Origin of the sequence: Pseudomonas capeferrum, assembly GCF_013523055.1 — a bacterium.
Taxonomy (GTDB): domain Bacteria; phylum Pseudomonadota; class Gammaproteobacteria; order Pseudomonadales; family Pseudomonadaceae; genus Aquipseudomonas; species Aquipseudomonas capeferrum_A.
This window is the reverse complement of sequence record NZ_JAAMQM010000010.1, coordinates 87,402-111,561: the sequence shown is the minus strand read 5'-3', so window position 1 is coordinate 111,561 and position 24,160 is coordinate 87,402. Positions and strand designations below refer to the sequence as shown.

The window sequence follows — 24,160 nt, the reverse complement described above, 5'->3', positions numbered from 1 at the left end:
GGAGTCTGTCATGGATGTTTTCCCCCGCGCCCACAGGGCCTCGATTCCCCGCAACGATGCCGGTGCGCGCAAGCCATTCAAACTGTTGCGCTGGTATGGATGGGTCAGCCTGGCGATCATCCTTTCGGTGGCGGTAGGCCTTGGCCTGATCTCCAGTCGCTTCGTCATCGACGAAAGCGTCGAGCGCGACGCACTGCTCACGGCCCAGTTCATCCAGTCCATAGCCGACGCGGAAGTGCGTCATGTCTCGATCCCCAATGTGCGCAGCATGGGCGAGCTGCTCGACCCTCGCCTGGATCAAGCCGGACCGGAAGCGGCCCTCCAGGCCCGGCGCAAGGCCCGCGGCGAGTTCCTCGATCATGTCGCCCACCTGCCGGATGTACTGCTGGTCAACATCTATGCGCCCGATCGCACGGTGATCTGGTCGAGCAACCCGGCCTTGACCGGCAAGATCATCACCTCCGACGAAGACCTCGAGCATGCTTTCGAATACCGTATGCGGGTGTCGGCCAGCTACCACGATTTCGATGATGCTCGCAGCGAACAGAAATTCGTGTCTCCGCCCAAGCAGCTGTTCATCGAGAACTACATCCCCTTGTTCGATACGGATGGCGAGCGCGTGGCGGCAATGGTGGAGGTCTACAAGGAGCCGCCCGACCTTATCGCCCGGATCGAGCATGGCCTGCTGATGATTTGGCTGGCCATCGCCCTGGGCGCCGGCCTGGTCTACGTTGGCTTGTACGGCATCATGCGCCGGGCGGCGAGGGTACTGGCCGAACAACAGAGGCGCCTGATCAGCAACGAAATGTTCGTGGCCCTGGGCGAGATGTCATCGGCTGTAGCGCACAGCTTGCGCAACCCATTGGCGAGCATTCGCTCCAGTGCCGAACTCGCCCAGGCGTTCGACGAAGGGCCAGCGCAGAAGAACATCACCGACATCATCAGCCAGGTCGACCGCATGTCCCAGTGGGTGCGCCAGCTGTTGCAGTCGCTGCGCCCCCTCAACGACCCGGCCGTGCCGGTGGCGCTCGGGCCGACGTTGGAAGAAAGTCTTCAGCTCTACACCGTACCGCTGAGGCGTTGCACCGTACGACTGGAGCTGGAAAAGGTCTCGCAGGTACGGGTGCTCGCCGACCCGGTTCTGCTCGCGCAGATATTCGACAGCCTGATTTCCAATGCCCTGGAGGCGATGGAACAGGGTGGAAGCCTGCGCGTGGAAGTCGTTCGGCAGGATCGCCGCAGCGTAACGCTGCGTGTTTCCGATACCGGCCGTGGCATGACCGAGAAACAGCAGCGGATGGCGTTTCGCCCTTTCTTCACGACCAAGCAAGGCGGGCTCGGAGTGGGACTTGTCCTGGTGAAACGCATCATGGAGCGTTTCGGAGGCTCGGTACGGTTGAGCAGCAGCGAAGGCAAGGGGACCAGCGTGCTTCTCAATTTCCGGGTAGCACGCGAGTCTGCTTGAAAGATATTTTAGAAATACTCTATATCTATTTGAAAAATATAGAATTTTATTGATAGATCGAAGGGTTGCCCAGCAATGGGGTGGTTTTCACGAGATCACTTTAATAAACGCTTTCAACCTATTGATTTAGCAATTAAATAATTTAATAGATAGAGTGGCTGGGTTCTTGCACGCAGATGTGAAAGTGCTGGTTATGATCCTTGGATGCGGCAAAGTGCCATTGCTGTGCTACGGTCGGTAGCATCCGCACGCGGATCCCATGAGAGGCGGGAACAACGTCATGCAGACGCTGGAAAACGATGTCCCGAACAAGGTCGCTACCTCGACTCCAGCGCAGGCATCGCCTCTTCGCCAGTTCAACTTGTTGCGCTGGTTTTCGCTGGTCAGCCTGCTCATCATCGCCTCCGTCGCCGGTGGGCTGGGTTATGTGTCCACCCGTTTCGTGGTCAATGACAGCGTCGAGCGCGACGCCATGCTGACAGCGCAGTTCATTCAGGCCATGGCGCAGGCGGAGGTACGCCATTCGCAACTGCCGCCGGGAACGACCATGGGAGAACTCCTCGATCCACGCCTGGACGGCCAGCACCCTACGGTAAGTGCAGCGCTCGCGCAGGCAACGCGGGACGAATTCCTCGATCACGTGGAGCACCTGCCTGATACGCTTCTGGCCAATGTCTATGCGCGGGATCGCACGGTGGTCTGGTCTACCAACCCGCGGCTGATAGGACAGCGAATCGAAGCGGATGGCGACCTGGATCGCTCCTTCGACTCACGCAAGGCCGTGTCGGCCAGTTACCACAAGGCCGACGAAGACCGCGAAGAACAGCAGTTCCAACGCGAGCCCGAGCATCTGTTCATCGAGAACTACATTCCCATGTTCGACAGCCAAGGCACGCGCGTGCTGTCGATGGTCGAGGTCTACAAGGAACCCCAGGATCTGATCCGCCGCATACAACGCGGTTACGTGGTGATCTGGACATCGAGCCTGGCTGGTGGCGCATTGATCTATTTCGGCCTGTTCTGGATCGTGCGCCGCGCGGCGGCGTTGCTGCACCATCAACAGGACCGCCTGGTGGCCAGCGAGACCTATGTCGCGCTGGGCGAGATGTCGTCGGCAGTGGCGCACAGCCTGCGCAATCCATTGGCCAACATCCGCTCCAGCGCCGAGTTGGCCCAGACCATCGCCAGTGCGCCGGCGCAGAAGAACATCACTGACATCATCAGCCAGGTAGACCGCATGTCTCGCTGGGTACGGGACCTGCTGGTGTCGTTGCGCCCTGCCAGCGAGGAGCCCGAGGCGGTCGAGCTGATCGCTGCCATCGACGACGCCCGATACGCCTTCATCCAACAGCTGGAGCGCAATGGCGTGCAATTCGTGCTCGAAGCGCCAGCGGCCGTCTGGGTGGCCAGCCAGCCTTTGCAACTGACGCAGATTCTCAACAGCCTGTTTTCCAATGCCCTGGAAGCCATGCCCGAAGGGGGACAGCTTACGGCACACGTCTTTGCCTTGGACGAGCGCCGGGTATGCCTGGTCGTGAGCGACACCGGCAAGGGCATGACCCGCCAGCAGGAGCAGATGGTGTTCAAGCCATTCTTCACGACCAAGCAAGGCGGCCTGGGCGTCGGGCTGGTATTGGTCAAACGCATCATGGAACGCTTCGGCGGCTCGGTCTGCCTGAGCAGTCGGGAAGCGCAGGGAACCCAGGTCAGTCTAGTTTTTACCATCGCAGCGGGAGGGGACCATGGAACACAGCATCCTGGTAGTCGAGGATGATGAAATCCTCGCTGACAACATACGTACCTATCTGTGCATGAAAGGCTTCGAAGTGACGGTCTGCCACAGCGCCGAACGGGCACTGGAGCAGATACAGCGCGTCCAGCCTGACGCGGTATTGACCGACAACTCGTTGCCGGGCATGAATGGCCACGACTTGCTCCGGACCTTGATGGCGCAGGCCCCCGCGTTGAAGGTCATCATGATGACCGGGTACGGCAATGTCGAAGACGCCGTTCTGGCCATGAAGGAGGGGGCGTTTCATTATCTGACCAAGCCCGTGGTCCTGGCCGAGCTCAAGCTGTTGCTGGACAAGGCGCTTGCCGCTGACCGACTCGAACGTACCTTGTCTTTCTATCAGGAGCGCGAGGCGCAGAAATCGGGAATGCAGGCGTTGATCGGCGAATCGCCGGCCATGCTCGGGCTCAAGCACACGCTGCGGCAGCTGCTCGATGCCGAGCGGCGCATGAGCAGCGACGACCTGCCTCCGGTACTGGTCGAGGGCGAGACGGGGACCGGCAAGGAACTGGTTGCGCGGGCCTTGCATTTCGATGGGGCGCGCAGCAAGGCGCCGTTCATCGAGTTCAACTGTGCCTCGATACCGGCCAATCTGCTCGAGGCCGAGCTGTTCGGCCATGAAAAAGGTGCGTTCACCGATGCCAAGGAACGCCGTGTGGGTCTGGTGGAGGCCGCCGATGGCGGCACGCTGTTCCTCGACGAGATCGGAGAGATGGATCTCTTGCTCCAGGCCAAGCTGCTCAAGCTGCTGGAGGACCGCAGCATTCGGCGTATCGGCGCGGTGAAGGAGCGCAAGGTGGACTTGCGCATCATCAGTGCGACCAATTGCAATCTCGAGCAGATGGTCCAGCAGGGCAAGTTTCGTCGCGACCTGTTCTTCCGCTTGCGCATCATTGCGCTCAAGGTTCCGCGGCTGTACGCGCGCGGACAGGACATCCTGCTGCTGGCCCGGCATTTCCTGGCACACCACGGGCGGCGCTATGGCAAGCCGAACCTGCGCTTCAGCGCACAGGCCGATGCCCTGATGCTGGGCTATAGCTGGCCAGGAAATGTGCGCGAGTTACGCAACATGCTCGAGCAGACGGTATTGCTGGCACCTAGCGAGGTGATCGGAGCGCACCAGCTCAACCTTTGCATGAGCCTGATCGACGAGCCCATGCCGGCGCCTGTTGCGCACTACCACGAGTCCAGCCGTCAGGACATGGAGCATGGGACATTGCCGGACATGGAACGTGATCTGGTCTGCAAGACCCTGGACCGCACCGACTGGAATGTCACCAAGTCGGCGCGTCTGTTGGGGCTTAGTCGAGACATGCTGCGCTACCGCATCGAAAAGCTGGGCCTGGCACGTCCCGACAAGCGTCAGTGGTGATCAGGGCCGGCTGCCGCTGGTGCCCGCACCGACGCCGCCTTGCATGCCGTTGCCTTCCGAGCCGGTGCCATCCATGCCTGGGAGGTCGTTGTTGTCACCTGGGCGCGCGGGCGGGCTCTCGGGATCGTTGCCTTGCGGCCGCGGATCGGTATCGCGCGGAAGCGGCTTTTCGATCGGGTTGAGCGTGCTGTCGGCTCCCGGCTGCGGAGCTACGGAATGCGGGTCATCCGGATGGGTCGGCCCGGTCCCTACCGCCAAGGCAAACGGTGAAGCCAGCAGGGCAGAGATGAGGAGGACGGGGGATAGCGATCGCTTCATGTCAAACTCCTTTTCAGCAGCACTCGTGACCGGGTGCGCTTGTTGCTTTCATGGGCAATTGCTCGCTGCAGATGGACCTGAGGCCGTCGTTGCCCGCGAGCCGGCACCGAGGCGAAGGTCGCGCGCGGTGCCCATGATGTTATGAGGCCAGCGATCTGGCGCGGTGCCGCTATCTCGACAGACGGTCAGACGAAACGCGCCAGCAGCATGATGAAGGCGATTCCGACCACCGACAGCAAGGTCTCCATCATGCTCCAGGTCTTGAAGGTCTCCGCCACGGTCATGTTGAAATACTGCTTGACCAGCCAGAAGCCTGCATCGTTGACATGCGAGAGGATGAGCGAGCCGGCGCCGGTAGCCAGTACCAGCAACTCCCGGTTGACGCCTGGAACGAGCTCGACCACAGGCGCGACGATGCCTGCCCCGGTGATGGTGGCGACCGTTGCCGAACCGGTGGCGATGCGGATCACCGCGGCTACCAGCCAGGCCAGCAGGATCGGCGAGATTTCCGCCTGCACGGCCATCTGCCCGATGACGTTGCCGACCCCGGTATCCACCAGCATCTGCTTGAAACCGCCACCGGCGCCGACGATCAGCACGATGGCGGCGGTCGGCGCCAGGCTCTCGTCGAGCAGCTTCATGATCTTCTGGCGGGAAAAGCCTCGCGCGGCGCCGAAGGTGTAGAACGCCAGCAGCAGCGCGGCAAGCAGGGCGGTGATGGGGTGACCGATCAGGTCCATCCACTGGCGGACGATGTGTTCGGCGGGCAGGACCACGTCGGCGAAGGTCTTGAGCAACATGAGAAACACCGGCAGCAACACGGTCGCCAGGGTCACGCTGAAGCTTGGAAGGTTCTTGAGCTCGGACTCGCGGGCCAGTTGGTCCATCAATTCCGCAGACGGGCTGCCGGGGATATAGCGTGAAATGAAGTTGCCGAACAGAGGGCCGGCAATCACGGCGGTCGGCAGCGCGACCAGCAGGCCATAGAAGATGGTCCTGCCTATGTCGGCATTGAAGATGCCGATCGCCAGCAGGGGCCCCGGATGTGGGGGAACCAGGCCATGGACCACGGAAAGACCGGCCAGCAGCGGGATGCCGATCTTGATTAGCGAGACCCCCGAACGCCTGGCGACGATGAACACCAGCGGGATCAGTAGCACGAAGCCGATCTCGAAGAACAAGGGGATGCCCACCAGGAAGGCAGACAGCATCATCGCCCAGTGCACGCGTTTTACGCCAAAGGCGCTTATCAGCGTCCTGGCGATCTGGTCGGCGCCGCCCGAGTCGGCCATCAGCTTGCCGAGCATGGTGCCGAGGGCGAGCACGATGCCAACGAAACCGAGCACGCCGCCAAAGCCGTCCTGGAACGCTTTCATGACCTTGGCCACTGGCATGCCTGAGGTCAGGCCGAGGAAGCCCGCTGCCAGGGTGAGTGCCACGAAGGGATGAACCTTGAAGTGGGTGATGAGCAGGATAAGCCCGATGATGGTCACCAGGGCATCGAGAAGCAGGTAGGTGTCAGTAGCCAGTCCGAACATCGTTGTTGAGCCTCGCTTTTGTCATTTTTGTAAGCGGAACTTCGCTGTAGGGGGAGCTTGGGACGCCGTGGGGCGCCCGGATAGCGCTGTCTTGATGGGCCGCAATGGCCCGGTCAGGCCGTGCGCACGACGGCTGGCCCGCCATAGCGCTTGAGCCAGTGATCGACCGACTCGGCAAGCACCTCGATGGAGCGGGTAGCATCCAGCGTCAAGGTCAAGGGCTCGTCGCTGGGAGGCTCGAGTGCGGCGAATTGGCTGTCTATCAGGGTGGCCGGCATGAAATGGCTGGGCCGCGCCATGATGCGGCGTCCGGCTTCGGCGGGGCTCAGTTCGAGAAACACGAAACCCAGTTCGGGAACGGCATCGCGGAGGGTGTCGCGGTAGCGGCGCTTGAGCGCGGAACAGGTGAGGATGGGGCGTTCGCCGGATTGGACGGCGATGCGCAGCTCTTCGCCCAAAAGCGTCAGCCAGCCTGCGCGATCTTCGTCGTCGAGCGGGATGCCAGCGGTCATCTTTTCGATATTGGCAACCGGGTGGAAGGCATCGCCCTCGATCAGGCGGCCACCGCTCTTGAGTGCGATGGCGGCGCCGATACAGCTTTTGCCGCAACCGGCTACACCCATCACCACGATCGCGGAAAGGGGAGCGTTCATCAGTACCTCCTGCAGGGTCGGATAGCGCTGTCTCCGAAGGCCCGTGGCCAGGTCGCAACGCTTCGCCCGATGTTATTGATCTTGTTTGGCGCAGTATGGACGCCAGGCACAGTATGCCGTCAAAGATTGCATTGCCTGTGTCCTGGGACAGCGCTACCTTATTACCCGTTCCTTCACCTTTGCAAGTAGTAAAATTACAACATTCCTATGACACGCATCGGCTCTCGTACTACAGGTCGTCCGACCCTGGCAGAAGTTGCCAGGCTCTCGGGAGTTTCTCCCATTACCGCTTCTCGCGCCTTGCGAGGCATCAGCACGGTCGCCCCCGCGCTGGTGGAAAAAGTCATCACGGCCGCGGCCAGCCTGGGTTATGTCGCCAATCCGGCAGCGCGAGCCTTGGCATCGGCGCGAAGTCATTCGGTCGTCGTGCTGATTCCGTCGTTGTCCAACCAGCTGTTCATCGACACGCTCGAGGCGATCCATGAGGTCCTGCGTCCGCGGGGAATGGAGGTCTTGATTGGTAATTATCACTACGACGCGGCGGAAGAGGAGGACCTTATCCGCAACTACATGGCTTACCAGCCCTGTGGCATGTTGCTGACCGGCTTCGATCGCAGCGATGCGGCACGGCAGATGCTCCAGGCAAGCGGCGTCCCGTGCGTGCACATGATGGAGCTTGGCGACTCGGAGAAAGCCATTTCTGTCGGGTTCTCCCAGATCGAAGCCGGGCGCGCCGCCGCTCGGCATCTGCTCGAAAGTGGGCGCAAGCGCCTCGCATTCGTCGCCGCGCAGCTCGATCCCCGCGTCATGCAGCGCGCCGAGGGCTTTCGCCAGGTGCTCGCGGAAGCCGGAAAATCGGCGCCGGAGCTGGAGTTGCTGGCACCGCAGCTCTCGTCCATCGGCCTGGGCGGCGAGTTGTTCAGCGACCTTTTGGCAAAGGCACCTGACGTCGATGGGATTTTCTTCTGCAACGATGACCTGGCCCACGGTGCCCTTCTGCAGGCCCTGCGACAGGGGGTCGATGTGCCGGGCAGGGTAGCGATGGTCGGCTTCAACGACTTGCCGGCCTCGGCGCACATGGTTCCGCCACTGACATCCATCCGTACCCCGCGCGCCGCTGTCGGTCGAGGCGCTGCCCAGGCTTTGCTGGCGTTGCTCGATGGAAAGCAGGTCGCCGTATCGCGGCAGGATCTCGGGTTCGAGCTGGTGGTGCGTGAAAGCTCCTGTTGAAATCCTCGCCTCAATCCTGCACTGGGCTCGTTGCGTCCTTGAGATCCTGCTGCAGGCTGGCGAGACTGGCTTCCAGGTTTTCCAGCAATGGTTCCGTTGACTCGCCTGTGGCAAGGGCCCGTTCAAGGGCCTCGCAGTCTTGCACCACGCCTCTGACCTTGAACATCTTCGCCCCACCCTTGATCCGATGAACGAGCTGCCGCAAGGCGTGTTCGTCCGGCGAGGCGCGTAAGCCACGCAAACTCCGGAGATCTTCGGCGGTGCTGCGCGACAGCTGCTCGACCAGGCGGTTTATCAAGGCTGGGTCGCCTTGGGTCAGGTAGGTCAGTTCATCTAGCGCGAAGCCGCTCGCTCGTTGCGGGAGTACCTCGAGCGGGTCCGCCCGGGGTTCGATGTCGTGAGCCATCGGTAGATGGGCTTTGAGGGTCTGCAAGCCGATCGGCTTGAACAGGCAATCGTCCATGCCGCTGGTCAGGCAGCGTTCGCGTTCTTCGGCCTGGGCGTTGGCCGTGACGCCGAGGATGCGACAGGGCGCGTGATCTTGCAGGTGTTCCTGGGCGCGAATCTGTCGCGCCAGTGCATGCCCATCCATGATCGGCATGCTGCAATCGGTAATGACCATGTCGAAATGGCCGGCTTGCCAAAGTGCCAACGCTTGTTCGCCGTTTTCGGCAAGGGTCACCTGATGGCCGAGGGTAGCCAACTGCTTGTCCAGCAGCATCAGGTTGGCGGGGTAATCGTCGACCACCAGTATCTCCAGCGCGCGCCCGCCGGCCTGTTCGACGGGGGCGGATGGCGCTTGCGGCAGCGGTTCCCGCGCGCGCGGCAATTGCAGGCGCACGTCGACCCTTGTACCGGTGCCTCGCTGGCTATCGAGCTCCAGTGTCCCTCCCATCATCTGGCAAAGCGTGCGGCTGATCACCAGGCCCAGCCCTGCGCCCTGGCGCGCGCGGGGGCCTTCGACCTGGGTAAAGGCAGTGAACAGCCGTGCCTGGTCCTGCGGGGTGATACCGATGCCGGTGTCCTGTACCCGCAGGTCGATGTCGACGACATCGGCCGAACCTGAGGCGGACACTTGGAGTGAGACCCGCACGCTGCCCTGTTCAGTGAACTTGATGGCATTGCTCAACAGATTCGACAGCACCTGCTTGAATCGCAGGGGGTCGATCATCAGCCAGGCGGAGCTGTCCGGCAACCGGGTCTGCAACTGCAGCCCCTTGATCCGTGCGTTGCCATCGAACACACGCACGGTCGAGCGCACCAGGGCGACAAGGTCGGTCGCAATGGGTTGCAAGGTCAGATGACCGGCCTCGATACGGGAAATATCCAGGATGTCGCCAATCAGCGCCAGCAGGCCGACGGCCGAATCATGCGCGGTATGAAGCGCCTCGCGATCGTATCGACCTACGGCGCTGTCCTGAAGGGCCAGTTCGAGCAAGCCGATGACGGCATTCATGGGCGTGCGGATTTCATGACTCATGGTGGCCAGGAAGGTGCTCTTGGCCTGGCTGGCTTGCTCGGCATGCTCCTTGGCCTGGTGCAGCTGCTCCAGCAGCCCTCGAGTCAACGCCAGTTGGGCCTGCAAGGCCTGTTGCGCCTGCATGCGTTGGACGATCAACTTGCGCAGGTAATGGTTCCAGAACACCACCCCGGCCAACAGTAGCGCGGCCAGGATCAGAATCTGCAAGACCAGCGAGCGATAGTTGCGCCATGGGCTGTCACTCACCACCGCATTGGTGCGCCAACGGTTGATCAGTTGCTCCATTTCCTCTGGCGGGATGCTCAGCAACGCCTTGTCGAGTATCGATTGCAGCAGGGGCAGTCCAGGGGTCACCGCGAATGCGGCAAGGGCCGGATCGTCCCCATAGATCGAGGCAACCCGCAGTTTGCCCTTGAAAACCTGGTTGATGTAGTAGGCGGCGTTGATCTGCGAACTCAAGGCGAAGTCGGCGTTCCCTTTGGCAACGGCTTCCATCATTTTCAACGGGTTTTCCACTTGCACCAGACGAATGCCCGGATGCTGTTGCAACAGTCGATCCTGTGCGGGGGATCCACGCACCACCGCCAGGCGTTTTCCCGACAGCCGAGGGGGCGCCGCCAGTGGCGCTGCATCCATGCGCCCCACCAGTACTCGTGGGCTGATCAGGTAGGGGCGGGTATAACGCAATCGCTCGGCGCGCTGATTGCCATAGCCCAGAGCACCTATGAGCTCGGCCTTGCCCTGGGCCACCTGGTCGACCATCGATTGAACCGACTCGATCGAGGTGATATCGAAGCGCAGTCCTGTACGCAATCCGACCTTGGCCAACAGGTCGATGGTGATGCCGCGTAGTTGCTGACTTTCGTCATTGAACGCAAGCGGTGCCAGATGCGGATCGACCATGACGCGGATCTCGCGGTGTGTGTCGATCCAGTGCTGTTCTTCGTCAGTCAGCGCGGCCAGGCTGCGCTCCAGCAACAGGCTGGTATTGCCGCTGGACCAGCGTCGCAGGATGTTCAGGCGCTCGCTGTCGGAAATTCGCTCCAGTGCCCGGTCGACCAGCCTTGCAAGCCGTTGCTGGGTACGATCCAGAGCGAAAGCGAACGACTCGGGAGGGCGTTGGATGAAGTGATCGATCTTGACTCGCCCCGGGTAGTTTCTGCCGATCAGGTAGTCGCTGCTGATGGCGTCGCCGAGGTAGGCGTCGACCTGGCCGAGCGCGACTGCCGAAATCCCCGCCAGGGTCGAAGAGAGCGGAACCAGCCGTGCCTTGGGATAGAGCGCGCGCACGGTCTCCAAGGGCAGATAATGGTCGACCGTCGCCAGGCGCAGGCCGTCCAGGTCATCGCCCTCTCCAAGGGTGCGGCCCGCCGCGGTGACGATCACGGGCAGATCTTCGGCGTAGGGTTGGCTGAGGATCAGTTCGGCGTCAGCTGCTTCGAAGGCGTTGGAGCTGCCGAGCAGGTCGATCCGGCCTTGACGCAAAGCCTCCACGGCGGCCTGACGATCGGTGAAGCGCATGACTTCGATGCGAATACCCAGCAACTGGCTGATCAGCCCAGCGTAGTCGGCGCTGAGCCCTTCATAGTCCTGCTGGCTGACGTTGATCTCGAACGGCGGATAGTCGGGGCGCGAGCTTCCGAGCAGCAGGACCTTTCGCGCTTGCAGCCAGCGACGATCGGCCTCGTCCAGCGGCATGTGCGCCGTCACGCTCTGGGAGCGAGCCAGCAACTGCCGCCGCTCGCCTGGCGACGCAGTGCCGGCGAAGGATGGCAGCATGAGCGCCATCAACAGGATCAGCAGCGCGGCTTTCATCGCGCTTCACTCCACCACCTTGTTGCGCTTGGCCAGATCCACCATCTCCACCAGCGACTCTGTCTTGAGCTTGTCCATGATGCGCCCTCGGTAGGTACTGATGGTCTTGGCGCTGAGATTCATGTGCTCGCCGATGTGCTTGTTGCTTTCGCCTTGGGACAGGCGACGCAGCACTTCCATTTCCCGGTTGGAGAGGCTGCCCAGGCGAGCCGCCTCGCTTTCCAGCGTATTGCTGTTGACCGACATCTGCGGAAAGGTGGAGTAGCCCTTGACCATCGCTTTCAAGGCGAAAACCATGGAATCCAGATCTTCGCCCTTGCTGACGAAGGCCGCGATGCCCGCATCCAGGCAGCGTCTCACATACAGATCGGGCGGCTGGCCGGTAAGGACCATGACCTTTGGCGCGGGATCCAGCAGATGGAGACGCTTGATGACTTCCATGCCGTCGAGCCCGGGCAGGCCGATGTCGAGAATGACTACATCGGGTGACAGGGTTCGAGCGAGTTGGACGGCTTCGATACCATCGCCGGTTTCGCCGATTACGGTGAAACGTTCCCTTTCGAGCAGCATTCGCACGGCCAGTCGTACGGTCGGGTGGTCATCGACCATCAGCACGGTAGTCATCAGGTAACTCCTGTAGGAATGTGGGCTGTTTCCTGAATGGCCCAGGAATACGGCTGCTGGTCCAGGCCGGCAGCGCGCGCACGATACGTCGATTCCCTATGTTTGGTAATGCCCAGTAAGAGGATGTTGAATAAACAGTGTTGAAGTGTAGAAAAGGACTACAAATATGTCGGTTTTACCGGTCACGATTCAGTAAATCACGGCTGCGCTGTCGGATTACACAGATTGTGAGCCGCTGTCTGCCGGGTTACCTGGCACCCGGCATGAGGCTTGACGATGCGTTCGCGGCTGGCGGGGTTGTTCGCGAGGGTCGCGCCCACGCGCGGCGGACGGGCTGACAGCTGCCCGCCGCAGTTCGGGCAACGGCCCTGGAGGTGGTCTTCGCCGCAGGCACGGCAGAAGGTGCACTCGAAGGAGCAGATCAGTGCATCGAGGCTGTCGCCGGGCAGTTCGACAGCGCAGCATTCACAACAGGGGCGCAGCTCAAGCATGATGAGATCTCGGTTCGCGGCGGGAGCGACGAGTCTGCGACGGCCCAGGGTCGCTTGGCAATCCTCTCAGTGACCTGGGCGATAGAGATGGGCATGGCCAGCGCGGTACAGCGCCGATTCGGCGAACGGCGTGTCGCCCAATACCTGGCCGACCAGGATCAGGGCCGTGCGTCGAAAGCCCTTGGCCGTGACCTTTGCCACGATGTCCCGCAGCGTGCCTCGCACCCAGTCCTGGTCTGGCCAACTCGCGCGGTGGACCACGGCGATCGGGCAGTCGGCGCCATAGTGGGGAAGCAGGTCTTCGACGATCCTCTGCAGATGCCGCACGCCCAGGTGAATGGCAAGGGTGCTGCGGTGACGCGCCAGATCGGCCAGCGCTTCGCCTTCGGGCATCGGCGAGCTGTCGCCGTAGCGGGTGAGGATAACGGTCTGCGACACCTCCGGCAGCGTCAATTCGCAGCCAAGCAAGGCAGCGCTGGCCGCCGTGGCCGTTACTCCCGGAATGATCTGGTAGTCGATACCCAGCTCCCGCAGGTGGCGGATCTGCTCGCCGATGGCGCCGTACAGGCTGGGATCGCCGCTGTGAACGCGGGCCACGTCCTGGCCTCTGTCATGGGCACCGCGCAGTGCCGTGACGATCTGGTCGAGGTTCAGTTCCGCGCTGTTGATCACGGTGTGTGCCTGATGACCCTCGAGCACCGCGGCAGGCACCAGCGAGCCGGCATAGATGATTACTGGGCATTGGCGGATCAGGCGCTGGCCCTTGACCGTGATGAGCTCGGGGTCGCCGGGGCCAGCACCGATGAAATAGACCGTCATGAAAAGTCCTTCAGATGAAAACGTGATTATCCAGGAGGCCGATGGGGCAAGCCAACGCCAGGGTCGCCTGGTCGGACACCTGCCTGGGTACTTGCAGGCGCGTCGGGCCATGAGTGCGACTGGCCAAGGCCAGGGCGGCGCTTTCGGCCACCCCCCAGCAGCCGCTGTGGGCTCGAGCCGCTGGTGAGCGGTGGGTCAGGCGCGACTCGAAAACGACCAGATCAGCCACGGGGAAGAACACCAGTGGCAGGCGGAGACGTTCGGCCAGCTCATGCAGGCCGTTCTCATCTGCCTTGAGGTCGATGCTGGCCAGACCTCGCACGCTGCCGAGCGACAGACCATGGGCGCGCAGGGTGGCGCGCAGCAGCGCCTCCAGCTGGTCAACCGGGCAGCCACGTCGGCAGCCAAGGCCGATGTATGACGGCAAGCCCTCGTTCAATCCCGTCACGCCTGGCCGATGCGGCGATACAACCAGGTGCTGAGCGTACCCAGCGCCAGCCAGAACGCGGCGTTGGTCAGCCCGGAGGCCAGGATGAACTGCGATTCCAGGGCTGGCGGCGCCAGGCTTTGATGTACTTCCGGCTGCGGCGCGCCCAAGACATGAGGAACGATCAGCAACGCCGCGCCCAGCAACTTGACCCAGCCAGCACGAGCGAATACCAGCAGTGCCAGTCCGACCGCCGTGGCGCCTGCGGTGCCGATCCACCAGGCCTGGCGTTGGCCCAGTTCGGCGGCGGCGGTGCCTGGCAGTTCCGGTGGCAGGCCGAGCATGGGCGCCAGGCAGAATACCGCGAACCCGGAAAGCCCCCAGAGTGCGCCCGTGGCGATGCGGTGCGGCTCACGCAGGCTGTAGAGCGCCGCAAGGATCAAGGCGAAACCCACGGCCACCACAAGGTTGCTCGCCAGGGTGGACAGCACGCGTTGCCAGCCATCGGCGGGCGTCCAGGCTTCGTCGTCGTGTACATGGGGTGCGGTCGCTTGGCCCTCATGGTCGTGATGGGCAGCGGGCTGCGTATCTTCGTAGGTTTCGGCCTTGAGAATCAGCGGCGAGACCCACAGGCTCTGCAGCAATGTCAGCAGCAGAGCGGCCAGCAGACCGCTGAACCCGGCGGTACGGGCGATGCGCGTAATCATGCGAAGGCCCTCAGTGGCAAGGGAATGCGGCGCTGTGACGGGTATCGTGTGCGGCATTGTGTACCGCATCGATGTGCGAGAAACCGGCGAAATACACCAGGCACAGGCCCAGCAGGCTGGCGCCGGCGGCGATCAGGACGCGGTGACCGAGACTGGCGGGGGTGGCGATGTCGTGTTGGGCGCTGGTGATAGGCATGACGCTTTCCTCTACGGGTCATAGCGACAGGCAAGCGCGGCGGACCCCGGACGCGGTTCGTCCAGGAATACGACAGCGCCCGCCCGCCGCGGGGTTGTGCAATGGACGTCAGGCCGGTCTCCGGGCTGGCGAGACGGGCCTGTGGCCCTGAAGGCGTCTCCTTCCCATGCCGGACGACAGGCACAGTGGATCAGACGCTTCGCTCGCTTACCGTTGCGGGGGCAGCACCGGACTTGTCCGGCCCATCGAAAGGGCCTGAGACGCACCGGTTTCCCGTTTCACCCCTGGAAGGGGCACCTTGACGCAGGCCGCTAGCAAATCACGCGGGCGGATGGCCGTCAATCACAGCCAGCGGTTGACCGTTCGCCAGGCACTGCGTAGCCTTGCCGCTTCGAGGTCCTCCGGTCCGACCGGAGCCAGGGAACGCGGTACAAGCCGCGGCTGCCCCCGCAACTGTAAGCATCAAAGGGATCGACACGGCCACTGCGTGAATGCGCGGGAAGGCGTCATCCGACCAGCCATCGGCCGGTGCGGTGCGAGCCAGGATACCTGCCTCGACACGATTTTCGACTTTCAACCGGGCGGGGTGATCCGGTGGCGAGCGAGTCCGGCCGGCTAGCGGTCGGTGGCTCTCGTTCCGCATGCCCGCCATCCTGTCAAGGGCATCGACATGAAAACGCTGGCCAAGCTTCCCGTCACCATCGTCACCGGCTTTCTCGGCTCGGGCAAGACCACCTTGCTCCGTCACATGCTGGACAATGCCCAGGGGCGTCGCATCGCTGTGATCGTCAATGAGTTCGGCGAGCTGGGCATCGATGGCGAGATTCTCAAGCAGTGCAGCATCGGCTGTACCGAGGAAGAGGCCAACGGCCGGGTCTATGAGCTGGCCAACGGCTGCCTGTGCTGCACCGTCCAGGAAGAATTCTTCCCGGTGATGCGCGAATTGGTCGCTCGTCGTGGCGATCTCGACCATATCCTCATCGAGACCAGTGGCCTGGCTCTGCCCAAGCCGCTGGTGCAGGCTTTCCAATGGCCGGAAATTCGCAACGCCTGCACCGTTGACGCGGTGATTACCGTGGTCGACAGCCCAGCCGTGGCCGCCGGCACCTTCGCCGCCTATCCCGACCAGGTGGATGCCCAGCGCAAGCAGGATCCCAACCTGGACCATGAATCGCCCTTGCACGAGCTGTTCGCCGACCAGTTGGCGAGCGCCGACCTGGTGGTCCTGAACAAGGCCGATCTGATTGCCGCCGATGACCTGGCCAAGGTCCGGGCCGAAGTCCTCGAAGAGCTGCCGCCGGCGGTCAAGGTGATCGAAGCGAGCAGTGGTCGCCTGCCGCTGGAGGTCCTGCTGGGGGTCGGCGCCGAGTCCGAAGCGCATATCGATGGCCGCCGCACCCATCACGACAGCCACCATGATGGCGAAGAGCATGACGAACACGATCATGACGCCTTCGATTCGATCTCCATCGACCTGCCGCAAGCTGACGAAAGCCTGCTGCTCGATGCGCTGACCCGCTTGGTGGTCGAGTTCGGCATCCTGCGCGCCAAGGGCTTCGCCGCTATCCCCGGCAAGCCGATGCGCCTGTTGATCCAAGGGGTAGGCACGCGCTTCGACAGGCATTTCGATCGCGCCTGGCGAGCCGACGAGCCGCGCGTTACCCGCCTGGTGCTGATCGGCCAGGAGCTCGACGCGGCGCTGCTCGAAGCGCGCTTGCGCCAGGCCCTGGGCGCCTGATCCATGCACCTGCTGAGGACCCAGCCTGGCGGCTTCGTGCCGGACGACAGTATCGCCGACCTCGGTCAGACGCCCGCCGAACTGGTGGTCCTCTGCAGCGGCGATTCCCATCTGGCGCTACTGGCGGAGACCGCCGAGCAGTTGCCGGAGGACTTTCCCAGCCTGCGCCTGGCCAACCCCATGCAGGTACAGAACCATGCCTCGGTCGATCTCTATATAGACGAAGTGCTGCGCCATGCAAAAGTCATCCTGGTGTCCCTGCATGGCGGTGTCGGCTATTGGCGCTATGGCGTCGAGCAGCTGGTAGCGCTTACCTCGCGCGGTGTGCAGCTCATTCTGGTGCCCGGTGACGACCGACCCGACCCCGAGTTGATGAGCCTGGGCACCGTTGCCAGCGAGCAGGCCCAGCGTCTTTGGCACTACCTGCGCCAGGGTGGCAAGGGCAACGCGCGCAATTTCTTCAACTGCATTGCCAGCCAATGGCTGGGCCGCGCCTATGCCTGGGAAGAGCCCGCGCAGTTGCCGCGCACCACTGTCTATCATCCCGACAAGGGCAGCGCCTGCCTCGAGGACTGGTATGGGCAATGGCATCCCGAGCAGCCGGTAGCACCGATAGTGTTCTATCGATCGCACCTGCAAGCCGCCAATACCGGCTTCATCGATGTGTTCTGCCAGCGCCTCGCGGCGGCGGGCCTCAACCCGTTGCCGATCGCCGTGGCGAGCCTCAAGGAGAGCGCCTGCCTGGCGCAGGTCCAGGACTGGCTGGACGAGGCGGGCGCCGAGGTGATCATCAACACCACGGGCTTTGCGCTGTCGAGCCCGGAGCGGCCGAACCTGCGACCTTTCCGCCGGGACATTCCGGTGTTGCAGGCCGTCTGCGCCCAGGACAACCAGCCCGCCTGGGAGGCGAGCGAGCAGGGCCTCGGTGCGCGCGACCTGGCCATGCATATCGTTCTGCCTGAACTCGACGGGCGAATCATCACTCGGCCGATCAGCTTCAAGGACCTGGCCTGGCGCAGCGAACGCAGCCAATCGGACGTGGTCTGCTATCGGCCGCATCCGCAGCGCATGGATTTCGTCGCCGAGCTGGCGCGGCGTTGGGTCGAGCTGGCGCGCCTGCCCAACGCGCAGAAGCGCGTGGCCCTGGTCCTGGCGAACTATCCGACCCGTGATGGTCGCATCGGCAATGGCGTCGGCCTGGATACACCTGCCGCGGCCCTGAACATTCTTCAGGGGATGAAGGACCAGGGTTACCCCGTGGCCGATCTGCCGGTCAGCGGCACCGCGTTGATCCAGCGGCTGCTGGGCGGGGTGACCAACGACCTCGATCATCTCGACCAACGTCCCTGCGCCCAGAGCATGAGCCTTGCGGATTATCGCGCAGCCTTCGGCCAACTGCCGGCCGCCAACCAGCAGGCGGTCATCGAGCGCTGGGGCGAGCCAGAACAGGATCCGATGTGTCGAAACGGCCGACTGATGGTGGCCGGAGTGCGCCTGGGGCTGACGTTCGTAGGCATCCAGCCGGCGCGTGGTTATCAGGTGGACCCGAGCGCGGTGTATCACGACCCGGACCTGGTGCCGCCACATGGTTACCTGGCGTTCCATTTCTGGCTGCGCTACGGGCTGGCCGCCGACGCGGTGATTCACGTCGGCAAGCACGGCAACCTGGAATGGCTGCCCGGCAAGGGCGTCGGCCTGTCTTCCGAGTGCTGGCCGGATGCGCTTCTGGGGCCGCTGCCCAATATCTATCCGTTCATCGTCAACGATCCGGGCGAGGGTGCCCAGGCCAAGCGACGCACCCAAGCGGTGATCATCGATCACCTGATGCCGCCGCTCACCCGTGCCGAGACCTATGGCCCCTTGCGCCATCTCGAGCAGTTGGCCGACGAATACTACGAAGCGCAGTTGCTCGACCCACGTCGGGCACGGGAGCTCCAGCGCGACATCCTGGACCTGGTCAAGGCCAACCATATCGATCGCGAGCTGCAGCTCGAAGGTGAACTGGACGATGCCGCCATCTGGCTGCCGCGCCTGGATACCTATCTATGTGACCTGAAGGAGTCGCAGATTCGTGACGGCCTGCACGTGTTCGGCCAGTCTCCTCGAGGACGCTTGCGTAATGACACGCTGCTGGCCCTGCTGCGGGTCGCGCGCGGGGATGGGCGAGACGGCAATGCCAGTCTGCTACGTGTGCTGGCCAAAGCCCTGGCGCTCGGTTTCGACCCGCTCGACTGTGACCTGGGCCAGCCGTGGAGCGGCCCGCGACCTACGCTGCTGGCGTCGCTCGGTGAGGATGCCTGGCGCACCTGTGGCGATACGCGCGAGCGGCTCGAGCGGCTGGCCGCCCGGTTGATCACTGGCGTGCTGGATGGGCATGAAGGACTGCCGACTGACGAAACCTGGGCCCCGGTCCATGCGGTGCTGCAAGCGCTGGCCGAGGACATCGCCCCCGCGCTGGATGCCTGCGGCGAGGCGGAGATGCAGGGCTTGCTGGCGGCACTCGATGGCCGCTTCGTGCCTGCCGGACCGAGCGGCGCGCCCAGCCGTGGGCGCCTGGACGTGCTGCCGACCGGGCGCAATTTCTATACGGTGGACGTGCGCAACTTGCCTACGGCCACGGCGTGGCGTCTCGGTTTCGCGTCAGCCAACCTGATTCTCGAACGGCACCTGCAAGAGCATGGCGACCATCTGCGCCAGATCGGCCTGTCGGTCTGGGGCACGGCCACCATGCGCACGGGCGGTGACGATATCGCCCAGGCCATGGCCCTGCTCGGCGTGCGTCCGGTATGGGCGAACGGCAGCCAGCGGGTCGACGATTTCGAGATACTCCCCATCGGCCTGCTCGACCGTCCTCGAGTGGATGTCACATTGCGCGTCTCCGGCTTTTTCCGCGATGCCTTCGGCAACCTGATCCGCCTCTTTGATGCTGCCGTGCAGGCCGTGGCGGCGCTGGACGAGCCGGACGACCTCAACCCGCTGGCCGCCAAGGTGCGAGCCGAGCGCGCGGCATTGCTGGCCGAGGGGCTGGATGCCGATGAAGCGGGACGTCAGGCTGGCTGGCGTGTCTTCGGGGCCAAGCCCGGCGCCTACGGGGCAGGGGTGCAGAACGCTATCGACGGACGTCTGTGGCAGACCCGTGACGACCTTGCGCAGGTGTACCTCAATCACGGCGGCTACGCCTACGGCGCGAGCGACGAGGGCACGCCTGCCCGAGCCCGTTTCGCGCAGCGCCTGTCACAGGTCCAGGCGGTGTTGCACAACCAGGACAATCACGAGCACGACCTGCTCGATTCCAACGATTACTATCAGTTCCAGGGGGGCATGCTCGCGGCGGCCGAGACCTTGGGCGGAGCGGCCGTGAGCGCTTATCATGGCGACCACAGCCAGGCCGACCGGCCGCGCATCCGCACCTTGAAGGAAGAGCTCAATCGGGTGATCCGTGCCCGCGCCCTCAACCCGAAATGGATCGACGGGGTCAAGCGCCATGGCTATAAGGGCGCTTTCGAACTGGCCGCCACCGTGGACAACCTGTTTGCCTTCGACGCCACCACCGAACTGGTCGACGATCACCATTACCAGTCCCTGGCCGACGCCTATGTGTTCGACCCGGCCACCCGTGCGTTCATGCGCGAGCACAATCCCGAAGCCCTGCGCGACATCACCGAGCGTCTGCTGGAAGCCCAGCAGCGCGGCCTGTGGCAGGCACCTGGCGCATACCGCGAAGCCCTCGAGGAGCAGTTGATCGAAGGCGAGGAAGAGAATTGAAATGAGCGAACCCCTGCAATTTCCCTTGGCCGCCGTGGTCGGTGCCGGCGCGCTGAAGCTGGCCCTGTGTCTGACTGCCATCGATCCCAGAATCGGCGGTGTGCTGATCGAAGGACCGCGCGGCATGGCCAAGAGCACCTTGGCCAGAGGGCTGGCCGACTTGCTCGGTAATGGGCCTTTCGTGACCCTCCCTCTGGGCGCTACCGAAGAGCGCTTGGTCGGCACCCTGGACCTGGATGCTGCCCTCGGTCAGGGCAAGGCCCAGTTTTCTCCCGGGGTCCTGGCCCTGGCCGATGGCGGTGTGCTCTACGTGGATGAGGTCAATCTGTTGCCCGATCCCTTGGTGGACCTGTTGCTGGACGTGGCGGCAAGCGGTACCAACCGGATCGAGCGTGACGGTATTTCCCACCGGCACAGCGCCCGCTTCGTGCTGATCGGCACGATGAACCCCGAGGAAGGCGAGCTGCGACCGCAGTTGCTCGATCGCTTTGGCCTGAACGTGGCGCTCGAGGGGCAACCTCCTCCTGAGCAGCGTCAGCAGATCATTCGTCGGCGCTTGGCGTTCGACAGCGATCCAGCGGGTTTCTGTGGGCACTGGGCCGAGGCCCAGGCGCGGTTGCGTGAGCGCTGCCAGGCGGCACGCCTGCGCCTTGAACAAATACCGCTCGATGACCAGGCCTTGGCCGCGATCACGGAGCGCTGCTTCGCCGAAGGCGTCGACGGCATGCGCGCCGACCTGGTCTGGCTGCGTGCGGCGCGAGCTCACGCCGCCTGGCGTGGCGCCGATAGCATCGACCAGGCCGATGTCGACGCCGTGGCCGAGTTTGCGCTGCGGCATCGGCGCCAAGGCACTTCGGCCGCGAGCACACCGGATGAACCCCCGGCGACCGGCAACACGGCCCAGGAGCAGCAAGACGGGCAGGGCGAGTGGGGGGCATTGCCGCCTCGTCCCGTGACCGCCGGCGCCCGTCGCGAGGTACCGAACTGGGCAAAAAAGCCCTGAGCATCCGCCCGCAAGAGTCCAAGCCAGCGGATGCCAGACCCCGCGTCGGAAAACTCAAAGGTCTAGCGCGCGGGCGCGCGCGTTCGAGTACCTCGGGCCGCGTCGCCTGGGTACCCACTCTGCTCAAGGGAAAGCCACGGCTGCGCCAGGACCTTTGTTGGCGGCAACGCCAGGCCCAGGCACCGGAACTGTGGCTGGTGATCGTCGACGCATCCGCCTCGACCCGCCGCAACCAGGGCCTTGCCAAGGCCAAGGGCGTGCTGACCGCGCTCTTCGATCAAGCCTATCGCCAACGCGCTCGCTTGGCGTTGCTGACCGCCAGTGGCCACAAACCGAGCTGGCAGCGCCATGGGTTAAAGGCATCGGCTGCCTTGCATCCTTGGCTGCAGCAGTTGGGGGCGGGCGGTGGAACCCCCTTGATAGCCGCGCTGGAAGAGGCACGCGAATGGCTGCTGACCCGCGCTCGACAGTACCCCTTGGAAACGCAGCGCTGCCTGGTGATTACCGATGGCCGGCTGCAGCGCTGGGCACCCTTGCAGCCGTTGCCCTGCGCCAGTGTAGTGGTGGATGTGGAGTCTTGCGCGGTGCGCATCGGGCGAGGCCGCGTTCTGGCAGAGCAGCTGCAGGCGGAATATCGGCCTATCGACCAGTTACGAGAGCTGGAATGACGACCGCGCCTTGGATGGCAGCCAGGAGAAGGAAGCGCAGCGGTAATACGCGCCGCAACAAGGACGAAGGTCGCAAGTGCGCGGCTGACGCGCACTCGCGACCGTCTTGGGGCTAAGCCTTATACGGGCATCGACCACGGCCGCAGGTCATACCCTTTTTCGCTGAGTTCGGCGCGCACTTCCTCGATCAGGCTGGCCCACTGCGCGGGATCGGAATAGATGCTCGAGGAGACTTGCTTGCTGCCGATTCGCGTGCTGGTCCGGTCGATCACTGCCAGGCTCAACTCTCCGGTACCGTTGGGTGAATCCCAGGCGACGCACTGGAAAGGTTCAAAGGCGTGGTCGGCGATCAGCAGTGCTTCGTTGACACGGAGCGGGGCGTTCATGGGTAGGTCTCTCTTTGGTCCCAAACAGCGAATTGAGATCTGCGGCGTCGAGTGTATGACGTAATACCGCAGGGTTACTGGTACTGATGCTCCCACCGTGCATGGAAGTCACACGGATGTCACAACTTTTTTCGATACCGGAAAAGGCGTATCCGCCATGGCGCATGGCGATGCTGCACGCGGAAAAAGGTTCCCCTCGGATCCGTCTCCCTCGAATTTGGCAGACAGACGGTAGGAGGGTCCGTCAAATTAATTGCTACTGTTAGTTCGGGCGCTGCAACTTACTGTTTCTATTTGAAAACCAAAATCTGGCGCCAAGGAAAGGTCATGCTCGAACCCGCAGCGAACCGCCGTCTGTTGATCGTCGACCCATGCGACGAGTGTCATCATCTTTTACCCAGCCTGCGCAGTGCCGGCTGGGAAGTGCGTAGCTGCTCCCTGGGATCCGCACTGGAGCATCCTTGCGATATAGGCCTGTTACGTCTACGGGCCACGCATCTGCAATATCCCGAGGCGGTCAAGGACCTTATCGAACGTAGCGATACCGAGTGGATAGCCGTACTCAGCGCCGAGGAGTTGCGCATGCAAAATGTCGGGGACTTTGTCTGTGAATGGTTCTTCGACTTCCATACCTTGCCGTTCGATGTGTCGCGGGTCCAGGTCACCCTGAGTCGCGCCTTCGACATGGCACGCGTGCGTGGCAAGGGCACGGTCCAGGTCGATGAACCGGAACAGGAGCTGTTGGGTGATAGCCGTCCGATCCGGGAGCTTCGCAAGCTCCTGGCCAAGCTCGCGCCCTTGTCATCGCCTGTGCTTATCCGTGGCGAGACCGGCACGGGCAAGGAGCTGGTCGCGCGTACCTTGCATCGGCAGTCGCAGCGCCACGACAAGCCCTTCATCGCGGTCAATTGCGGCGCGATCCCGGAACAACTCATCCACTCGGAACTGCTGGGTCATGAGAAGGGCACCTCTACCGAGGTCCAGCAGCGCAAGGTCGGCCGTTTCGAAGCAGCCCACGGCGGCACATTGTTTCTCGATGAAATAGGCGATCTGTCCCTGGAGCTGCAGGCCGAGTTGCTGCGCCTGCTCGAGACCGGGCATCTCGAACCGGTGGGCGCCAGGCGGCCGTTTCCGGTCGATGTGCGGGTGCTCGCCGCCTCTCACGTCGACTTGGAACGCGCTGTCGAGAGTGGGCGTTTTCGTGAAGATCTCTACCAACGGCTCAACACGCAGCATGTGGTCACCGCGCCTCTACGCGAGCGGCATGGCGACCTGGCGATGCTGGCCAACCATTTCGCTCATTTCTACAGCCTGGAAACCGGACGACGACCTCGCTCGTTCAGCGACAACGCCTTGGGCGCGATGGGGCGTCATGACTGGCCAGGCAATGTCCGAGAGCTTGCCAATCGAGTGCGGCGCGGGCTGGTCCTGGCCGAAGGGCGACAGATCGAAGCCCATGACCTGGGCTTGCAGGCCGTCGAGGAAGAGGATGGGCCGATGGGAACGCTCGAGGACTACAAGCACCGGGCCGAGCGCCAGGCCTTGTGCGACGTGCTCAATCGCCATAGCGACAACCTGAGTATTGCCGCCAAGGTGCTGGGAGTGTCGCGCCCGACATTCTATCGCCTGCTGCACAAGCATCAGATTCGCTAGGCGCGACTGCGCTACTGGTT

General features: G+C 63.3%; 20 protein-coding genes and 2 riboswitches. Of the genes, 9 read left to right on the top strand and 11 right to left on the bottom strand.

The window, feature by feature from the left end; all coding sequences use genetic code 11:
- Nucleotides 1–10: 10 nt before the first annotated feature.
- From G7009_RS13190 to G7009_RS13180, 3 genes are all read left to right on the top strand, one after another.
- Nucleotides 11–1,465 (top strand): sensor histidine kinase, encoded by a 1,455-nt coding sequence (locus G7009_RS13190; RefSeq protein WP_181130507.1) that lies wholly within the window; start codon nucleotides 11–13, stop codon nucleotides 1,463–1,465.
- Between the two features lie 280 nt (nucleotides 1,466–1,745).
- Nucleotides 1,746–3,239 (top strand): ATP-binding protein, encoded by a 1,494-nt coding sequence (locus G7009_RS13185; protein WP_181130506.1) that lies wholly within the window; start codon nucleotides 1,746–1,748, stop codon nucleotides 3,237–3,239.
- The gene (locus G7009_RS13180; protein WP_181130505.1) at nucleotides 3,208–4,629 is read left to right on the top strand and encodes a sigma-54-dependent transcriptional regulator; all 1,422 of its coding nucleotides are present in this window, start codon (nucleotides 3,208–3,210) and stop codon (nucleotides 4,627–4,629) included. The genes G7009_RS13185 and G7009_RS13180 overlap by 32 nt, the downstream gene beginning before the upstream one ends.
- On the opposite strand, the gene G7009_RS13175 is transcribed toward G7009_RS13180, so the two are convergent.
- From G7009_RS13175 to G7009_RS13165, 3 genes are all read right to left on the bottom strand, one after another.
- A complete protein-coding gene (locus G7009_RS13175; protein WP_181130504.1) occupies nucleotides 4,630–4,947 on the bottom strand; it encodes a hypothetical protein in 318 nt (105 codons plus the stop codon). It lies immediately after the preceding gene.
- A gap of 185 nt (nucleotides 4,948–5,132) precedes the next feature.
- Nucleotides 5,133–6,485 carry a GntP family permease gene (locus G7009_RS13170; protein ID WP_181130503.1) on the bottom strand — a complete coding sequence of 451 codons (1,353 nt, stop codon included), beginning with the start codon at nucleotides 6,483–6,485 and terminating at the stop codon, nucleotides 5,133–5,135.
- Between the two features lie 113 nt (nucleotides 6,486–6,598).
- Nucleotides 6,599–7,138, bottom strand: coding sequence for a gluconokinase (locus G7009_RS13165; protein WP_181130502.1), 540 nt, complete (start codon nucleotides 7,136–7,138; stop codon nucleotides 6,599–6,601).
- 207 nt (nucleotides 7,139–7,345) lie between these two features.
- On the opposite strand from G7009_RS13165, the gene G7009_RS13160 reads away from it, so the two are divergent.
- Complete coding sequence (locus G7009_RS13160; protein WP_181130501.1) at nucleotides 7,346–8,368, top strand: LacI family DNA-binding transcriptional regulator; 1,023 nt, start codon at nucleotides 7,346–7,348, stop codon at nucleotides 8,366–8,368.
- A 10-nt stretch (nucleotides 8,369–8,378) separates the two neighbouring features.
- Here the strand turns inward: G7009_RS13160 and G7009_RS13155 are convergent, their stop codons facing one another.
- The 7 genes from G7009_RS13155 to G7009_RS13125 form a co-directional block, all read right to left on the bottom strand.
- Nucleotides 8,379–11,663 (bottom strand): transporter substrate-binding domain-containing protein, encoded by a 3,285-nt coding sequence (locus G7009_RS13155; RefSeq protein ID WP_181130500.1) that lies wholly within the window; start codon nucleotides 11,661–11,663, stop codon nucleotides 8,379–8,381.
- Between the two features lie 6 nt (nucleotides 11,664–11,669).
- Nucleotides 11,670–12,287: a response regulator transcription factor gene (locus G7009_RS13150; RefSeq protein WP_181130499.1), complete on the bottom strand. Its 618-nt coding sequence runs from the start codon at nucleotides 12,285–12,287 to the stop codon at nucleotides 11,670–11,672.
- A gap of 197 nt (nucleotides 12,288–12,484) precedes the next feature.
- Complete coding sequence (locus G7009_RS13145) at nucleotides 12,485–12,778, bottom strand: DUF1272 domain-containing protein (protein WP_181130498.1); 294 nt, start codon at nucleotides 12,776–12,778, stop codon at nucleotides 12,485–12,487.
- A 66-nt stretch (nucleotides 12,779–12,844) separates the two neighbouring features.
- The gene (gene cobM / locus G7009_RS13140; protein WP_181130497.1) at nucleotides 12,845–13,597 is read right to left on the bottom strand and encodes a precorrin-4 C(11)-methyltransferase; all 753 of its coding nucleotides are present in this window, start codon (nucleotides 13,595–13,597) and stop codon (nucleotides 12,845–12,847) included.
- Nucleotides 13,598–13,607: 10 nt separating this feature from the next.
- Nucleotides 13,608–14,024 carry a cobalamin biosynthesis protein gene (locus G7009_RS13135; RefSeq protein ID WP_181130598.1) on the bottom strand — a complete coding sequence of 139 codons (417 nt, stop codon included), beginning with the start codon at nucleotides 14,022–14,024 and terminating at the stop codon, nucleotides 13,608–13,610.
- A 17-nt stretch (nucleotides 14,025–14,041) separates the two neighbouring features.
- A complete protein-coding gene (locus G7009_RS13130) occupies nucleotides 14,042–14,731 on the bottom strand; it encodes a CbtA family protein (protein WP_181130496.1) in 690 nt (229 codons plus the stop codon).
- A gap of 10 nt (nucleotides 14,732–14,741) precedes the next feature.
- Nucleotides 14,742–14,927 carry a CbtB domain-containing protein gene (locus G7009_RS13125; protein ID WP_181130495.1) on the bottom strand — a complete coding sequence of 62 codons (186 nt, stop codon included), beginning with the start codon at nucleotides 14,925–14,927 and terminating at the stop codon, nucleotides 14,742–14,744.
- Between the two features lie 94 nt (nucleotides 14,928–15,021).
- A riboswitch (cobalamin riboswitch) is annotated at nucleotides 15,022–15,244 on the bottom strand.
- 60 nt (nucleotides 15,245–15,304) lie between these two features.
- Nucleotides 15,305–15,498: riboswitch (cobalamin riboswitch) on the top strand.
- Nucleotides 15,499–15,597: 99 nt separating this feature from the next.
- On the opposite strand from G7009_RS13125, the gene cobW reads away from it, so the two are divergent.
- The 4 genes from cobW to G7009_RS13105 all read left to right on the top strand — a co-directional run bounded on the left by cobW (nucleotide 15,598) and on the right by G7009_RS13105 (nucleotide 22,101).
- Nucleotides 15,598–16,665, top strand: a complete 1,068-nt coding sequence (gene cobW, locus G7009_RS13120; protein WP_181130494.1) for a cobalamin biosynthesis protein CobW — start codon at nucleotides 15,598–15,600, stop codon at nucleotides 16,663–16,665.
- A gap of 3 nt (nucleotides 16,666–16,668) precedes the next feature.
- Nucleotides 16,669–20,430, top strand: a complete 3,762-nt coding sequence (gene cobN / locus G7009_RS13115; protein WP_181130493.1) for a cobaltochelatase subunit CobN — start codon at nucleotides 16,669–16,671, stop codon at nucleotides 20,428–20,430.
- Nucleotide 20,431: 1 nt separating this feature from the next.
- Nucleotides 20,432–21,433, top strand: coding sequence for an ATP-binding protein (locus G7009_RS13110; protein WP_181130492.1), 1,002 nt, complete (start codon nucleotides 20,432–20,434; stop codon nucleotides 21,431–21,433).
- Between the two features lie 119 nt (nucleotides 21,434–21,552).
- Nucleotides 21,553–22,101, top strand: a complete 549-nt coding sequence (locus G7009_RS13105) for a vWA domain-containing protein (RefSeq protein ID WP_258197935.1) — start codon at nucleotides 21,553–21,555, stop codon at nucleotides 22,099–22,101.
- A 119-nt stretch (nucleotides 22,102–22,220) separates the two neighbouring features.
- On the opposite strand, the gene G7009_RS13100 is transcribed toward G7009_RS13105, so the two are convergent.
- The gene (locus tag G7009_RS13100; protein WP_181130490.1) at nucleotides 22,221–22,487 is read right to left on the bottom strand and encodes a hypothetical protein; all 267 of its coding nucleotides are present in this window, start codon (nucleotides 22,485–22,487) and stop codon (nucleotides 22,221–22,223) included.
- A gap of 327 nt (nucleotides 22,488–22,814) precedes the next feature.
- On the opposite strand from G7009_RS13100, the gene G7009_RS13095 reads away from it, so the two are divergent.
- On the top strand, nucleotides 22,815–24,140 hold the full coding sequence (locus G7009_RS13095; RefSeq protein ID WP_181130489.1) for a sigma-54 dependent transcriptional regulator: 1,326 nt from the start codon (nucleotides 22,815–22,817) through the stop codon (nucleotides 24,138–24,140).
- Nucleotides 24,141–24,160: the final 20 nt, after the last annotated feature.

Coding starts and splice junctions, on each gene's coding strand:
- cobW (WP_181130494.1), top strand. CDS start 15,598: ATGAAAACGCTGGCCAAGCTTCCCGTCACCATCGTCACCGGCTTTCTC.
- cobN (WP_181130493.1), top strand. CDS start 16,669: ATGCACCTGCTGAGGACCCAGCCTGGCGGCTTCGTGCCGGACGACAGT.
- G7009_RS13190 (WP_181130507.1), top strand. CDS start 11: ATGGATGTTTTCCCCCGCGCCCACAGGGCCTCGATTCCCCGCAACGAT.
- G7009_RS13180 (WP_181130505.1), top strand. CDS start 3,208: ATGGAACACAGCATCCTGGTAGTCGAGGATGATGAAATCCTCGCTGAC.
- cobM (WP_181130497.1), bottom strand. CDS start 13,597: ATGACGGTCTATTTCATCGGTGCTGGCCCCGGCGACCCCGAGCTCATC.
- G7009_RS13160 (WP_181130501.1), top strand. CDS start 7,346: ATGACACGCATCGGCTCTCGTACTACAGGTCGTCCGACCCTGGCAGAA.
- G7009_RS13100 (WP_181130490.1), bottom strand. CDS start 22,487: ATGAACGCCCCGCTCCGTGTCAACGAAGCACTGCTGATCGCCGACCAC.
- G7009_RS13155 (WP_181130500.1), bottom strand. CDS start 11,663: ATGAAAGCCGCGCTGCTGATCCTGTTGATGGCGCTCATGCTGCCATCC.
- G7009_RS13095 (WP_181130489.1), top strand. CDS start 22,815: ATGCTCGAACCCGCAGCGAACCGCCGTCTGTTGATCGTCGACCCATGC.
- G7009_RS13125 (WP_181130495.1), bottom strand. CDS start 14,927: ATGCCTATCACCAGCGCCCAACACGACATCGCCACCCCCGCCAGTCTC.
- G7009_RS13170 (WP_181130503.1), bottom strand. CDS start 6,485: ATGTTCGGACTGGCTACTGACACCTACCTGCTTCTCGATGCCCTGGTG.
- G7009_RS13145 (WP_181130498.1), bottom strand. CDS start 12,778: ATGCTTGAGCTGCGCCCCTGTTGTGAATGCTGCGCTGTCGAACTGCCC.
- G7009_RS13130 (WP_181130496.1), bottom strand. CDS start 14,731: ATGATTACGCGCATCGCCCGTACCGCCGGGTTCAGCGGTCTGCTGGCC.
- G7009_RS13110 (WP_181130492.1), top strand. CDS start 20,432: ATGAGCGAACCCCTGCAATTTCCCTTGGCCGCCGTGGTCGGTGCCGGC.
- G7009_RS13150 (WP_181130499.1), bottom strand. CDS start 12,287: ATGACTACCGTGCTGATGGTCGATGACCACCCGACCGTACGACTGGCC.
- G7009_RS13175 (WP_181130504.1), bottom strand. CDS start 4,947: ATGAAGCGATCGCTATCCCCCGTCCTCCTCATCTCTGCCCTGCTGGCT.
- G7009_RS13165 (WP_181130502.1), bottom strand. CDS start 7,138: ATGAACGCTCCCCTTTCCGCGATCGTGGTGATGGGTGTAGCCGGTTGC.
- G7009_RS13185 (WP_181130506.1), top strand. CDS start 1,746: ATGCAGACGCTGGAAAACGATGTCCCGAACAAGGTCGCTACCTCGACT.